Annotated in this window: 15 protein-coding genes; 5 read left to right on the forward strand and 10 right to left on the reverse strand. The window is 63.5% G+C overall.

Going from position 1 to position 13867, the window contains the following annotated elements; genetic code table 11:
• Positions 1 to 27: 27 nt before the first annotated feature.
• From Q9K02_RS07055 to Q9K02_RS07075, 5 genes are read right to left on the reverse strand one after another with little or no spacing between them, the layout of a single operon-like run.
• A complete protein-coding gene (locus tag Q9K02_RS07055; protein ID WP_305932252.1) occupies positions 28 to 678 on the reverse strand; it encodes an inner membrane-spanning protein YciB in 651 nt (216 codons plus the stop codon).
• Positions 678 to 1604 carry a signal recognition particle-docking protein FtsY gene (gene ftsY, locus Q9K02_RS07060; RefSeq protein WP_305932253.1) on the reverse strand — a complete coding sequence of 309 codons (927 nt, stop codon included), beginning with the start codon at positions 1602 to 1604 and terminating at the stop codon, positions 678 to 680. The genes Q9K02_RS07055 and ftsY overlap by 1 nt, the downstream gene beginning before the upstream one ends.
• Positions 1601 to 2776 carry a tRNA (N(6)-L-threonylcarbamoyladenosine(37)-C(2))-methylthiotransferase MtaB gene (mtaB, locus tag Q9K02_RS07065; protein WP_305932254.1) on the reverse strand — a complete coding sequence of 392 codons (1176 nt, stop codon included), beginning with the start codon at positions 2774 to 2776 and terminating at the stop codon, positions 1601 to 1603. Before mtaB ends, ftsY begins: the two co-directional genes overlap by 4 nt.
• Positions 2773 to 3582, reverse strand: a complete 810-nt coding sequence (gene dapF, locus Q9K02_RS07070) for a diaminopimelate epimerase (RefSeq protein ID WP_305933470.1) — start codon at positions 3580 to 3582, stop codon at positions 2773 to 2775. Before dapF ends, mtaB begins: the two co-directional genes overlap by 4 nt.
• 52 nt (positions 3583 to 3634) lie before the next feature.
• Positions 3635 to 5251 (reverse strand): putative bifunctional diguanylate cyclase/phosphodiesterase, encoded by a 1617-nt coding sequence (locus Q9K02_RS07075; protein WP_305932255.1) that lies wholly within the window; start codon positions 5249 to 5251, stop codon positions 3635 to 3637.
• Positions 5252 to 5483: 232 nt separating this feature from the next.
• On the opposite strand from Q9K02_RS07075, the gene Q9K02_RS07080 reads away from it, so the two are divergent.
• From Q9K02_RS07080 to Q9K02_RS07090, 3 genes are all read left to right on the forward strand, one after another.
• Positions 5484 to 5891, forward strand: a complete 408-nt coding sequence (locus Q9K02_RS07080; protein WP_305932256.1) for an EVE domain-containing protein — start codon at positions 5484 to 5486, stop codon at positions 5889 to 5891.
• Positions 5892 to 5968: 77 nt separating this feature from the next.
• Complete coding sequence (locus Q9K02_RS07085) at positions 5969 to 6718, forward strand: SDR family oxidoreductase (RefSeq protein ID WP_305932257.1); 750 nt, start codon at positions 5969 to 5971, stop codon at positions 6716 to 6718.
• 120 nt (positions 6719 to 6838) lie between these two features.
• Positions 6839 to 7009, forward strand: a complete 171-nt coding sequence (locus Q9K02_RS07090) for a CsbD family protein (protein ID WP_305932258.1) — start codon at positions 6839 to 6841, stop codon at positions 7007 to 7009.
• Between the two features lie 62 nt (positions 7010 to 7071).
• On the opposite strand, the gene Q9K02_RS07095 is transcribed toward Q9K02_RS07090, so the two are convergent.
• The gene (locus tag Q9K02_RS07095) at positions 7072 to 8739 is read right to left on the reverse strand and encodes a thiamine pyrophosphate-binding protein (protein WP_305932259.1); all 1668 of its coding nucleotides are present in this window, start codon (positions 8737 to 8739) and stop codon (positions 7072 to 7074) included.
• 133 nt (positions 8740 to 8872) lie between these two features.
• On the opposite strand from Q9K02_RS07095, the gene Q9K02_RS07100 reads away from it, so the two are divergent.
• Complete coding sequence (locus Q9K02_RS07100) at positions 8873 to 9067, forward strand: hypothetical protein (protein ID WP_305932260.1); 195 nt, start codon at positions 8873 to 8875, stop codon at positions 9065 to 9067.
• On the opposite strand, the gene Q9K02_RS07105 is transcribed toward Q9K02_RS07100, so the two are convergent.
• Positions 9064 to 10401, reverse strand: coding sequence for an MFS transporter (locus Q9K02_RS07105; RefSeq protein ID WP_305932261.1), 1338 nt, complete (start codon positions 10399 to 10401; stop codon positions 9064 to 9066). The two genes, Q9K02_RS07100 and Q9K02_RS07105, sit on opposite strands and share 4 nt — an antisense overlap.
• Before the next feature lie 114 nt (positions 10402 to 10515).
• On the opposite strand from Q9K02_RS07105, the gene pgsA reads away from it, so the two are divergent.
• Complete coding sequence (gene pgsA, locus Q9K02_RS07110) at positions 10516 to 11109, forward strand: CDP-diacylglycerol--glycerol-3-phosphate 3-phosphatidyltransferase (RefSeq protein ID WP_305932262.1); 594 nt, start codon at positions 10516 to 10518, stop codon at positions 11107 to 11109.
• A 271-nt stretch (positions 11110 to 11380) separates the two neighbouring features.
• Here the strand turns inward: pgsA and Q9K02_RS07115 are convergent, their stop codons facing one another.
• The 3 genes from Q9K02_RS07115 to rnd all read right to left on the reverse strand — a co-directional run bounded on the left by Q9K02_RS07115 (position 11381) and on the right by rnd (position 13840).
• Positions 11381 to 11608, reverse strand: coding sequence for a hypothetical protein (locus tag Q9K02_RS07115; protein WP_305932263.1), 228 nt, complete (start codon positions 11606 to 11608; stop codon positions 11381 to 11383).
• A 122-nt stretch (positions 11609 to 11730) separates the two neighbouring features.
• The gene (locus tag Q9K02_RS07120) at positions 11731 to 12627 is read right to left on the reverse strand and encodes a hydrogen peroxide-inducible genes activator (protein WP_305932264.1); all 897 of its coding nucleotides are present in this window, start codon (positions 12625 to 12627) and stop codon (positions 11731 to 11733) included.
• A gap of 10 nt (positions 12628 to 12637) precedes the next feature.
• Entirely contained in the window at positions 12638 to 13840 is a 1203-nt protein-coding gene (gene rnd / locus Q9K02_RS07125; RefSeq protein ID WP_305932265.1) for a ribonuclease D, read from the reverse strand.
• Positions 13841 to 13867: the final 27 nt, after the last annotated feature.

Below are 13867 nucleotides of genomic sequence, written 5' to 3' on the forward strand. Positions count from 1 at the left end.
CCGCGAACGTCGATGGAAAGGTAGGCCTTACGCCGTCGGCGGCTCGTCCTTGGCCACTTCCTCGGCGTCGTCCAGCGCAAGGCCGTGTCGCAGCAGCATCGGGATCTGGGTGAAGGTGAATAGGAAGCTCAGCGGCATAAAGACCCACAGCTTGGCCCAGAGCCAGCCTTCGAAGTCCATCATCCGCACCAGCACCTCGTTCAGCACGGCAAGTGCGAAGAAGAAGAAGCCCCAATTGCGCGAAAGCTTGAGCCAGCCATCGCGGTCGACGCCCTCGAATGCAGCCTCGAGCAGGATTTGCAGCAACGCCTTGCCCCGCAGCCAGCCACCGACCAGCAGCACGCCGAAGAGCAGGTAGATCGCGGTCGGCTTGAACTGGATGAAGCGCTCATCCTGCAGCCAGATTGTAAGCCCGCCGAAGCCCACGATCAGTGCGGTCGAGAGGATCAGCATCGGGCTGACGTGGCCGAACTTGAATTTGCTGAAGGCAAGCGCGACGACCGCTGCGATCATGAAGGCGATGGTGCCGTAAATTACCGCCGCGATCTCTCCGAAGGTGGAATCGGCGGGCGGCTGGTAGAACTTGTAGACGCCGAGGAAGACCAGCAGCGGACCGTAATCGACGAGGATATTGAGCCAGCCGGACTTGGGCTTGGCCTTGGAATCGGCTTCGGTCATCACGCCACCCCTGCAATTACGCGAGCCACCAGATCCGGGTCGAAGGGCCGCAAATCGTCGATCTTCTCGCCGACACCGATAGCATGGATCGGCAGGCCATATTGTTCCGCCGCCTGCACCAGCACGCCGCCGCGTGCCGTGCCGTCGAGCTTGGTCATAACCAGGCCGGTCACGCCTGCGACCTCCCTGAACACGTCGATCTGGCTAAGAGCGTTCTGGCCGTTGGTCGCGTCGAGCACCAGCACCACGTCATGCGGTGCTTCGGGATTGAGACGGCCGAGAACTTTGCGGATCTTGGCCAGCTCGTCCATCAGCTCGCGCTTGTTCTGCAGGCGTCCTGCCGTGTCGACGATCAGCACATCGGTGCCGATGTCGGTCGCCTGCTTGACCGCGTCGAAGACGATCGAGGCGGGATCGCCGCCTTCGGGGCCGCGCACGATCGGCACGTCGATGCGATCGGCCCAGGTCTGCAGCTGGCCGATCGCGGCGGCGCGGAAGGTGTCGCCCGCGGCCAGCATGACGGCGTAATCGTCCTCCTGGAACAGGTGAGCGAGCTTCGCGATAGTGGTGGTCTTGCCGCTGCCGTTGACGCCGATCACCAGCAGCACCTGCGGGCGCGGGAAGGCGGTGATTTCGAGCGGCTTGGCCACCGGGCGCAGGATCGCGGCGATTTCCTCGGCGACGGCTTCCTTGAGCTCGGCCTCGCTGATCTCGAGCCCGAAGCGCTTCTCGCGCAGCTTTTCGCGGATGCGAGCGGCGGCGCTGGGGCCGAGATCGGAGAGGATCAGCGCATCCTCGACATCGTCCAGCGTCGCATCGTCGAGCTTGGCGGTGCCGACCACTTCCGTGAGGTTGCTGGTCAGTTTTTCCGAGGTTTTGCGGAAGCCGCCGAACAGGCGCTCTGTCCAGCTGGGTTTGTCGCTCATAGCAGCAGGCCGTTCTCGTATCGGGTGGGCGTCGCGGTAAGGATGTCACCGGCGCGTGTGCCTTGGGGCACGGAAACTCTTGCGAAGTGCGGTGTGTAGCCTGTCCCGTCGCGCTCTGCGAGCACGCTGTGCGGCTTATCGACGAGCGACGCCAGCCACGCGTCGCGCGTCGTGCTGGCGACAGCGCGCAGTTCGGCAGCGCGTCGCTTCACGATGGCGCGGTCGACTTGAGGCATGCGTGCAGCGGGTGTGCCTGGGCGCGGGGAGTAGGGGAAGATGTGGGCGTGGACGATGCCCAGCTCGCGGATGATGGCGAGGTTGGCTGCGTGGTGTTCCTCGGTCTCGGTCGGGAAACCGGCGATGAGATCCGCGCCGATGGCGATGTCCGGGCGTTTGTCCTTCAGGCGCTGAACGAGGTCCACCGCATCATCGCGCAGGTGCCGACGTTTCATGCGTTTGAGGATCAAATCATGCCCATGTTGTAGCGAGAGATGGAGGTGCGGCATGAGCCGCTCCTCGCTCGCGAACAGCTCGAATAGCAGCGGATCGATCTCGATCCCGTCGAGCGATGACATGCGCAGGCGCTGGAGGTCGGGGAATGTGTCGAGCACAGCCTGCACCAGCGCGCCAAGCGGGGGCGTGTCGGGCAGATCATGGCCCCAGGACGTCAAATCGACGCCGGTTAGCACGATCTCCGGTGCGCCATGGGCCAAGTGCCGCTCCACCTCGGCCAGCACCTGCGGAATGGTCAGCGAGCGGCTCGGCCCGCGGCCCTGCGGGATCACGCAAAAGGTGCAGGCATGGTCGCAGCCGTTCTGGACCGCGATGAAGGCGCGGGTGCGGGCCTGCGGAATCGGCGGCGTATCGACCGGCACATTCCAGGCACGCGCATCGAGCTTGGCGGTGTTGGCCACCAGGCCATCCACCTCGGGCATGGCGGCGAGTTGATCGCGCTCGATATCGGCAGCACAGCCGGTCACCAACAGGCGCGCCTGCGGGTTGGCGCGTCGCGCGCGCCGGATCGCCTGCCGCGTCTGGCGGACGGCCTCGCTGGTCACGGCACAGCTGTTGACGACCACCACGTCGCGTTCCTGCGCCAGCATTGCGCGGATCTGCTCGCTCTCGGAGATGTTGAGGCGGCAGCCGAGCGAGATGACCTGCGCTTCGCTCACGCGAAATCGCTCCATTCGAAACTGCCGCGATAACTTTCTGTCGCGGGGCCGGTCATGAGGATGCGATTGTCCTCGCCCCATGCAATGACGAGATCGCCGCCGGGCAGGGTGACGGTCACTTCGCGCTCAACGAGGCCGCGTCGCATCGCGTGGACAGCCGTGGCGCAAGCGCCGGTTCCGCAAGCGCGGGTCAGGCCGACGCCACGCTCCCACACGCGCAGGCGGATGTGAGTGCGGCTCTCGATTGTCGCCACGTTTACGTTCACGCGCTCGGGAAACAGCGGATCGGTCTCGATCTCCGGGCCGATCCTGTCGAGGGGCACTGTGTCGGTTTCCCCGACGAAGAAAATCACATGCGGATTGCCGACATTGACCGCGCCTGGCTGGTCGAGGCCGTCCCAGCCGACCGGCATTGCGGACGTATCCATCGCGTATTCGAGCGGGATAGCATTCCAGTCGAAGCGGGGCTCGCCCATATCGACGCTCGCGCCATTCTCCGTCGGTTCCACCCTGATCGTGCCGCCCGACGTCTCGACGCTCGCCGCAGCGCCATGCAACAAAGCCACTGCACGGCTGGCATTACCGCAAGCCCCGACTTCGCCGCCATCGTGATTGAAAATCCGCATGCGGAAGTCCGCAGTCTCGCTCGGCTCCAGCACGATCAACTGGTCGCAGCCGATCCCCGTACGCCGGTCCGCCAGCGCACGCGCGACGCCGGTGTCGATGGCAGGCAAGCTGACCTTGCGCGCATCGAGCACGATGAAGTCGTTGCCGAGACCGTGCATCTTGGAAAATTCGACGCGCATGATGCGGCGCATCTATGCACTGGCAGCCGCAGCGTCCAGTGCGCAGGGCCGCCTAGCTGGCCCGCGCGTCGCTTTCGCGTGCCGAAGAGCCTTTGTCGCCGAAATCGACAGCGGTCACGTTGCTCGCATCGCCCTCGGACAGGCGGCCCTGTTTCTGCAAGCGCTCGAGCACCTTGTCGGCAGGCTCCGGACGACCGTAGTGATAGCCCTGTCCCTTAAGCTTGCCCATTGCCTTCAGCGCCTCGAGCACCTGCTCGTTTTCGACACCCTCGGCCGTGATCGGCAGTTTGAGCCCGTCGCCCATCGAGATGATCGCATCGACCAGCTTTCCGCCATGCGCTTCGTCGGTGAGTTCCGAAATGAAGGCACGGTCGATCTTGAGCCTGTCGAAAGGCAGGGTGCGAAGCTGGGAGAGGCTCGAATAGCCGGTGCCGAAATCGTCGAGGCTGACGTGTACGCCCTGGTTGCGCAGCGAGGTGATCATCGAGCGGACCATGCCGATATTCTCGTGCAGGCAGCTTTCGGTAATTTCGATGTCTAGCCGGTTGGGCGGGAAATTGTGCTTCACCATCAGCTTGAGCAGCTTTTGCGCGAACCACGGATCGCGCATCTGCACGGGCGAGATATTGACCGACAGCGTCAGCTCCGGCGCCCACTGCTTGGCATCCTCGAACGCCTGCGAGATCAACCTCTCGCTCATTTCGCCGATGACGCCAATTTCCTCGGCGATGGGGATAAAGATGTCCGGGCCGATCACGCCGAGTTCCGGCGAGTCCCAACGAGCCAGCATTTCGAAACCGGTCAGTTCACCCGTTTCGAGATCCACCTGCTGTTCGTAGTAGGGGCGGAATTCGCCCTGCGCGATGCCGCGGCGAATGCCGGTTTCCAGCTCGTTGCGGAAACGCAGCTCGTTCTCCATCGGCGGTTCGAACCAGAAGAAGCGGTTCTTGCCCTGCTTTTTGGCGTGATACATGGCGATATCCGCCTTGTGCATCAGCTTCTGGGCCGAGACGGTGGCCTGACCGGTAAGCTCCAGCTGGGTGCTCGATGCAATGCCGACGGAAATCGTGACGTCGATCGAATTGCCTTCGTGATCGACCGGCACGGCGACGCTCTCGATCATGCGCGAAGCAAGTTGGTCGATCCGGTCCGGGACCTGAGGGTGGTATGGGACGACGCACAGGAATTCGTCGCCGCCCAAGCGCGCCAGCAGGCCGCCCTCGGGCGTCAGGCGTTCAATCCGAAGTGCGATCGCTCGCAGCACCTCGTCTCCCGCCAAATGGCCGTTGAGATCGTTGATTTGCTTGAAATTGTCGAGGTCGACGGCGACCACTGCGAGCGCGCGTTCGCGATGGGCTTTTTCGGCCAGCAGCTCGGCGAGAGCAACCGTCAGGCTACGGCGGTTGAAGCAGCCCGTAAGGTGATCCATGTCAGCGAGACGGCGCGCCTCTTCCTCGGATGCGCAGCGGCGCGCAAGCTCTGCATTCAGGGCCTTGTAGCGGTTCCAGCCCAGCAGAATGAGCGCGATGTTGAGCAGCAGAGCATTGGTCAGCGCGATATCGGGCGAGGGAGCGGCACCCTGAAAGGCGCGAATGAGGGTCGGCAGGACGACACCCGCCGTGCCGACGAAAAGGATGATCGCGGCCAGTGCGATTCCGAGAGTGACCATATCGTGATCGCGCCGCGCGGGCAGGACAGGGCGACCGGCGCGTTCTGCCTTTGACGACGCTGACGATTGCTCAGACAATGAGGGCCCCCAAGAATTCGATTGGCACGAAGTATCGGGCGCGCCCTAAGAAGCGGTTAACCTCGCAGTTTCGGGTCGCGGCTCTGGCCACGGCAAGCGCCAGAGGCTAGGCCGCGCCCGCAAGACCCGGAACACGAAGAGGACGAAGCACGCGATGCGCTATTGGCTGATGAAATCGGAACCCTTCAAATATAGCTGGGACGACCTCGTCGCCGAAAAGGAAGGCACGTGGGACGGCGTTCGCAACCACCGTGCCAAGAACAATCTCGCGGCCATGGAAGTGGGCGATCAGGCTTTTTTCTATCACTCGCGCGAAGGCTTGGAGATCGTCGGCATTTGCGAGGTGAGCGTGGCAGGGATCACCGATCCGACCGACCCGGAAGGCAAGTGGGCCGCGGTGAAGGTGAAGCCCAAGACCAAGCTGCCTAGCTCGGTCTCGCTCAAGCAGATCAAGGCAGAGCCGCAGCTGGCCGACTGCGAACTGGTGAAACTGTCGCGCTTGTCGGTGGCGGAGATCAAGCCGGAGGAATGGTCGGTCATTCTAGAGATGGCGGGCATCTGACGCGGCAAAGCGAAGGAACGGGGCCGCAGGGCACGTGGTTGGTGGATTGAAGCACATTCATTCACCAGGAGAACCCCGTGAAACGTTTCGAAAACAAGACTGTCCTGATTACCGGCGGCACCAGCGGCTTCGGCCTCGAAGCCGCCAAGACGATCGCCAACGAGGGCGGCCGTGTGGCCGTCACCGGCCATAGCGACGACCATCTCGAGGATGCACGCAAAGCGTTGCCGGAAGGGTCGCTCGTGCTCAAGAACGATGCTTCCGATCCGGGCGCGGTCGCGGATCTAGCGAAAGCCGTACGCGAAAAATGGGACGGCATCGACGGGCTGTGGCTCAATGCCGGTTACGGCAAGTTTCGCCCGAACCAGAAGAACGACGCCGATTTCTTCGACCAGATGATGAACACCAATGTTCGCGGGCCGGTCTTGCAGATGGCCGAGCTGATGGACGACATCAAAGACGGCGGCGCGGTGCTGCTCAGCGCTTCGGTCGCGCCCTATCTCGGCCAGGCGCAAGGCGCCGTCTACGCAGCGACCAAGGCTGCCTGCCTCTCGCTCGCACGCAGCTGGGCCAGCGCGCTGGCGGAGCGGAACATCCGCGTGAACGCGGTCTCGCCCGGGCCGATCGAGACGAACTTCATCCAGCGCGCCGACATGGACGAGAAGCGCGAAGAGCAATTTCGCGAGCAGGTGAAGTCGCAGGTCCCGCTCGGCCGGTTCGGAGATGCAGAGGAAGTCGCGAATGTGGCGCTGTTCTTGCTGTCCGATGCCGCGTCTTATGTGACCGGGTCGGAATATATGGTCGATGGCGGGATGACGAAGCGTTGATTTCGCCTTGTCGCGTTGTCGTTTCGCACTGGCGCAGCCAAGCGGAACCACAGGGCTAGGTGACCGTTAATTGCCTGTAACAGCGCAGAAAATTGCGCTCCACGACACAGGAGAAAGCCCATGGGTGAACTTACCGAAAAGATCAAAGGCAATGCCAACGAAGCTGCCGGCAATGTGAAGCAGCAGTCGAACGATCCAGAGACGCGCGCCGAAGGTCGCCAGCAGGAAGCCAAGGGCGAAGCCCAGCAGTTCAAGGGCGAGGTCGAAGGCAAGCTCGGCAACGACATCTAAGGTCGCCTAGCCTAATGCACAGAAGGGCCGCTCCGGAATACCGGGGCGGCCCTTCTTCGCGTTTAGCGTTCGCGCAGCCCGCTGACGCTTGCACCGCTTGCCGCGAGTTGCTCGATATCGATGCGGCAATGGATCAGGCGCAGTCCGCTGAGGCCTTCGGCGGCCACGAACGCTTCCTTGAACTCTTCGGTCGTCTGCGCGGTGGCGGACCAGCCGCCGAAAGCTTCAGCCATCTTCGCAAAATCAGGATTGGCGAGGCGCGTCGCGCTGATCCGGTCCTCACCGGGGAACTCGCGTTCCTGGTGCATGCGGATGGTGCCGTAAGCGCCGTTATCGACGACGATCACGATCAGGTTTGCACCGTGCTGGACAGCCGTCGCCAGTTCCTGTCCGTTCATCAGGAAATCGCCATCGCCTGCTACTGCCACAACCGTTCGCGCGGGAAAGCGCAGCGCAGCAGCTACGGCGGCAGGCACGCCATAACCCATCGCGCCGCAGGTCGGGGCGAGCTGGCTGGGATAGCTGTTGTAGCGCCAGTAGCGATGCCACCACCCGGCGAAATTCCCCGCGCCGTTGCAGACGATCGTGTCGGCGGGGAGGGTGTCGCGCATGAATTGCACCGCCTGTCCCATGTCGAGCGTGTGGCCGTTGGGATGTGCCGTGGCCCACTCTTTCCATTCGGCGTGTGCCTCGGCTCCGGCATCGAAGTCGATCACCTCGCCCTCGTCCCACAGCGCGGCGCTCTCGGCGAATTCGTCCATACTGGCGCAGATCGCGAGATCGGCGGGATAGACGCTGTTGAGCTCGTTCGCATCGGGGTGGATGTGGATCAGTGTGCGGTCCGGCGCGGTCAGCGGCGGGACGGTGTAGCCGTCAGTCGTTGCCTCGCCGAGCCGGGCACCGACGGCCAGGATCAGGTCGGCATCTTTCGCCCGCTCCACCAGCTTGGGGTTTGGACCGTAGCCGAGATTTCCGGCGTAAACCGGGCTGCTGGGCGAAATCGCGTCCTGCCTGCGAAATGCCGTCGCCACCGGAATGCCGAGCCGTTCCGCGAACAGCTGGAAATGCTCGCGGGCCTTGGCGTTCCAGCCCGCCCCGCCGATAATCGCGAGCGGCGCGGCGGCATCCGCGATCAGCGCCATCATCGCCTGCATGGCATCGGGGCAGGGTGCCTGCGCCGGGCGCTCGACCCGCGGGCGGGGCGTGGCGTCGGTGTCCCGGCTCAGCATGTCCTCGGGTAGCGCCAGCACGACCGGGCCCGGTCGGCCCGAGATGGCGGTCGCATAGGCGCGGGCGATATACTCCGGTATCCGGTCCGCGCTGTCGATCCGCGCCGCCCATTTGGCGATCGGCGTAAAGAAGGCGGTGAAATCGACCTCCTGGAATCCTTCTCGGTCGCGCATCGAGCTGTCGACGTCGCCCACGAACAGGATCATCGGTTGCGAATCCTGCATCGCGACATGCACGCCGATGCTCGCATTGGTCGCGCCCGGGCCGCGGGTGACGAAGGCCACGCCCGGCCTCCCGGTCATCGCTCCGTCGGCGCAGGCCATGAAGGCGACGCCGCCTTCCTGTCGGCAGGTGACCACATCGATCGCATCCTGCTGGCCCAGCCCGTCGAGCACCTGAAGAAAGCTTTCGCCCGGCACGGTGAAGATCCGGTCGCACCCCTGCTCGATCAGGCAATCGACCAGCAGGCGGGCGGCGGCGGGGGTGTGGGTCTCTCTCATGGTAGCGCGACTACCCCCGCGCCATGCGGCTGGCAATCGGCGAACATGGTTAATTTGTGCCGTTTCGTTCCGTTTTGCGACAGTTGAAAGCCGGGGGGATACCAAACAGTTAAGAAAGCGTTAATTCCCCACTATGAGACGCGCACTTGTCCTTTCGAGCGAAGCCGCCCGGCACTGGTTCCGGGCAAGTCTGCCACAGCGCCGCATGGCCTTCGCCGATATGCCGGCGAGCGAGCCGGTCAGCTGGGCTCTTACCGCAAGCGATGTACGCGGTGTCGCCACGACCTATTTCGCGACCGTCGCTGCCGTGCTCGCCTTCATCATCTAGGCGCCTGCTGCGGCCGCCACTTCGGCTGCGGCGTTCTCCGCTGCGACCAGCCGCTTGCCAAGCCATGCCGAGAACAGGCACATCGCCGCGCACAGCAGCACCTGCTCGGTAATCGGCACGCCCGCCGCGCTCAGCGCCATGGCCGCAAGCGAGCCGGCCACCATCGCTCCCGAATTGACGATATTGTTCGCCGCAATCGTGCGCGATGCGCGGTCGGGCGAGACGCGCGTCGTGAGGAAAGCGTAGAGTGGCACTACGAACATACCTCCGGCGATGGAAATGCCCAGCAAGCAGAGCAGGAGGATTGCGGCCATGGGCCAGGCGATGAACTCGCTGACCGACAGCAATGTCTCCGGCTGGTCGGCCTGCCACATCTTTGCGACCACGTAGAACGCAACCACGAATAGCCCCATGACGATCACCGACACGGGTGAGTAGCGCGCCGAAACGCGGCCTTTCAGCAGCGCATTGACCGCGACCGAACCGATCGCCACGCCGATGGAGAAGACCACGAGGAACAGGCTCGCGACTTCGGGGCTGGCCATGATCGTATTCTTGGCCAGCGGCGGGAACTGGATGAACAGCACCGCGCCGATGGTCCAGAAGAAGCTGATCGCCAGGATCGCGTAGTAGACTTCCTTATTGTGCATCGTGTCGCGCACCAGCTTCACCGAGGCGCGCAGGATATGCCAGTCGAGCTTCTCGATCTCGCCCATCGGCGGGGCGGAAGGAACCTGCCGGCTGACGAGATAGCCGATGCAGGCGGTCACGATAATGCCGATGGCCGCCCAGCCGGTATAGTCCACCGCGATCGGCCCGGCGAGGATCGTGCCCGCGAGGATCGCCACGTAGGTCCCCGCCTCGACCAGCCCGGTGCCAGCCAGCACCTCGTCCTTCTTCAGATGCTGCGGCAGGATCGCGTATTTGATCGGGCCGAGGAAGGTCGATTGCACGCCCGTCAGGAACAGCGCCAGCAGCAGCAGCGGGATCGCCACCGTGTGCACCATGATGCCGTTGTAGGCGAGGTAGAGCCCGCTCGCGCCGATGATCATCAGCCCGATCTCGCACGCTTTCACCGTGCGGATGATTTTCGCCTTGTCGCGCATGTCGGCCAGTTGCCCGGCCAATGCGGAGAGGAGGAAGAAGGGCAGGATGAACAGCCCCGATGCCAGCCCGCTGAAACTCGCCTCGGTCGCCGGGTCGCTGTAGACCGCATAGACTACGAATAGGACCATCGTGGTCTTGTAGAGGTTGTCGTTGAAGGCGTTGAACAGCTGCGTGACGAACAGCGGCAGGAACCGCCTCGTGCGCAGCAGATGCGTGGATGTAAGCATGACCCCCCGGGAATGGCCCCGTCACTCGGCGACCCGTGTAGAGGCGCAACGCCGTAGCGGACAAGGACAATCGGCGACTTTTGCGGCGAGCCGTAACTCGCTAGGGGAGGGGCGATGCTCACCTTGCCCAACATCCTGACGCTGACGCGCATCTTTGCGATCCCGTTGCTGGCCTTCCTGCTGTGGTGGCCGGGGTGGGAGCAAGGCTATCTCGCCGCCTTCGTGCTCTACTGCGCGATGGGCATCACCGACTATTTCGACGGCTATCTCGCGCGCACCAGCGGGACGGTGTCGAAGCTCGGCATCTTCCTCGATCCGATCGCCGACAAGATCATGGTCGCCGCGGTGATCCTCGTGCTGGCGGCGCAGGGCGTGCTGCGCGGGCCCTATGTGGGGGACGCGCATGTGATCGCCGGGCTGATCATCCTGATGCGCGAAATCGCCGTATCGGGCCTGCGCGAATTCCTCGGCCCGCTGCAGGTCTCGGTCCCGGTCAGCCGCCTCGCCAAGTGGAAGACGACCTTCCAGATGATGGCACTCGGCTCGCTGATTCTGGGGCAGGGCCTGCCAAACTGGACCGTGACGATCGGCGCGATGGAGGCGAACGTGCCCCACACCTACGGCCTCGTGAGCCTGTGGGCGGCGGCGGTGCTGACGGTGATTACGGGTTGGGACTATCTGCGGGTCGGCTTGAAACACATGGACTGAGCGGGGTCGTGGACCGCTGATCGGGGTATTTTGCGAAACTGCGCTTTGGGCGGGAAGGCCCGGAGGGCGGGGAATTGCGGGCAATTTGCTGGACTGATGTGTCACTTTCAGACTTGTCATTCGAGACAGGCCGATGCGCGGTTCGAGCTGCAATTTGGTCTATTCGATCCGCTAAACATCTGGCCCGAATGGCAGAAAGTGGTTCTGTAGGAAAATCGGCGGAATGTCTGCCTGTGGGTGGAAAGGGGACATTATCCGCCTCCCCCTTATCTCATTCACGAGCCCAACCATGATTAGCTCTAGCGTCAGACTCTGCTGCATCAGCAGTCTCAAAGAGGCCCCCTTTCTCTTGAGGCGTCCAATATTCTGATTCAGGGGAAGGTTTGTACTCGTTGTGGTGCTTACGGAAGTTCGTGTAGCTGTAGAGGCCATTCTCGTTACGGTAAATTTCAAGTTCCCGATTGCCGTCGAGGCTTTTGATTGTTTTGACCGTTTCCATATTCTCTTCCTGCGGAAATTCGTCGCCGAACGGTTCCTGGTTCGATGGAGTCCAGTGTCCGCAATCGGGTCGCGAGCTGAACTTCCGCTCTTGGGGCCATAGCGCCCCAAGCAGCCTCTCGCTCACCCCGCCCGCAACTCCTCCGCCAGCAACTCGAAATCGTCGCGGCGGGGCGAGTTCTTGCGCCAGATCAGGGCGATTTCGCGGGTGGCGCTCTTGCTCTTGAGGGGGCGGGCGACGACCTTGGTACCGTTCAATATGCCCGCATCGACCGCCAATTTCGGCAGCATCGTCAGGCCGAGGCCATTGTCGACCATCTGCACCAGCGTATGCAGGCTGGTGCCGATCATGGTGGTCGAACCGCGCAGTTCGGGGCGATTGCAGGCGGCCAGCGCGTGGTCCTTCAGGCAGTGGCCGTCTTCCAGCAGCAGCAGGCGGCCGTCGTCGATCATGCTCGGCGGGACCGTCTCGGGCGGATCGCGCGGGTCGTTTTCGGGGAAAGCGACGTAAAGCTCGTCATCGGCGATATGCGCCATCTCCACCTCGCCGGTCGGGAAGGGCAGGGCGAGCAGCACGCAATCCACCCGCCCGTGCTGAAGCGATTCGACCGCGTCGTGGCTGGTCTCCTCGCGTAGGAACAGCTCGAGATCGGGCCGCTCCTTTCGCAGGCGCGGCAGGAAACGCGGCAGGAGGAAGGGGGCGATGGTCGGGATCACGCTCATGCGGAGTTGCCCTGCGAGCGGCTTGCCCGCGGCCTGCACGAGGTCCGCCAGCTCCTCCGCCTCGCGCAGGATGCGGTGCGCCTTGTCCACCACCTGATTGCCGAGCGCGGTGAACCGCACGACGCGGCGGCTACGCTCGACAAGCGTTACACCGAGCAGCGATTCCAGCTCACGGATCCCGGCAGAGAGCGTCGACTGCGACACGAAGCTCGCCTCCGCCGCGCGGCCGAAATGGCCATGCTCGTGTAGCGCAACGAGATATTGCAGCTGCTTGAGAGTGGGGAGGTAGGTGCTCACAGGTCCGCGCCTATTCCGCCGCCTGCGTTTCGACCATCTCGTTCTGCATGTCGTCGATGTGGGTCATCAGCAGCCGCCCGTCGCGCACGGCGAAGGCCATGCGGCCCTCGACCAGCTCGAGTGCGTCCTTGCCGAACACCTCGTAGCGCCAGCCCTTCAGGATCGGCAGGTCTCGCACGCCGGCGGCGAGGGCTTCCATCTCGTCCGCCTTGGTCAGCAAACGGGCGGCGACATCGATCTCGCGGGCGCGGATCTTGAGTAGCAGCTTCAGGAGGTCCGCCACCAGCGCGCCTTCCTTGCCGAGCGGTGCGCCGCGTTTCGGCTTGTCGGGCATTTCGTCTTTCGACAGCGGCTCGGCTTTTTCGAGCACTTTCATCAGACGCTTGCCGATGTCGTTGTCTTTCCACGCATTCGACAGGCCGCGCACCTTGGTGAGGTCGGGCTGTTTCTTGGGCGGATGGCTGGCGATATCGGCCAGCGTCTCGTCGCGCATGATGCGGCCGCGCGGAATATTCTTGTGCTGCGCCTCGCCCTCGCGCCACGCGGCCAGCGCCTTCAGCCGGCCGAGCACCTGCGGATTGCGACCGGGCGAGCGGATGCGCTTCCACGCCTGGCTTGCGTCGTTGGCATAGTTCTCCGGATCGGCCAGCTTGTCCATCTCCGCATCGAGCCAGCCGCCGCGTTCGGTCTTGATCAGTTTCTTCAGGATCTTGGGAAAGATCTTCGAAAGGTGCGTCACGTCGCCGATGGCATATTCGATCTGCCGGTCGGTCAGCGGGCGGCGGCTCCAGTCGGTGAAGCGCGCGCCCTTGTCGACCGTGATGCCGAGCCAGCTTTCGACGAGATTGGCATAGCCGATCTGTTCGGACTGGCTGATCGCCATCATCGCGATCTGCGTGTCGAAGATCGGATGCGGGGTCTTGCCGGTGAAGTTATAGACGATCTCGACGTCCTGCCCGCCCGCATGGAAAACCTTCAGTACGTCCTCGTTGTCGCACATCAGGTCCCAAAGGGGGGAAAGGTCGATCCCGTCGGCCAGCGGGTCGATCGCCGCGGCCTCTTCCTCGTTTGCGATCTGCACCAGGCACAGTTCGGGCCAATAGGTGTTCTCGCGCATGAATTCGGTGTCGACGGTGACGAAATCGCTTTTCGCCAGACGCTCGCACAAATCGGCCAGCGCGTCGGAAGTCGTAATCAGATCATGTATCTTCATCGTGTCTTTTCTGTCTGTCGGGCGGAG

The organism is Qipengyuania profundimaris (genome assembly GCF_030717945.1).
Classification (GTDB): Bacteria; Pseudomonadota; Alphaproteobacteria; order Sphingomonadales; family Sphingomonadaceae; genus Qipengyuania; species Qipengyuania profundimaris.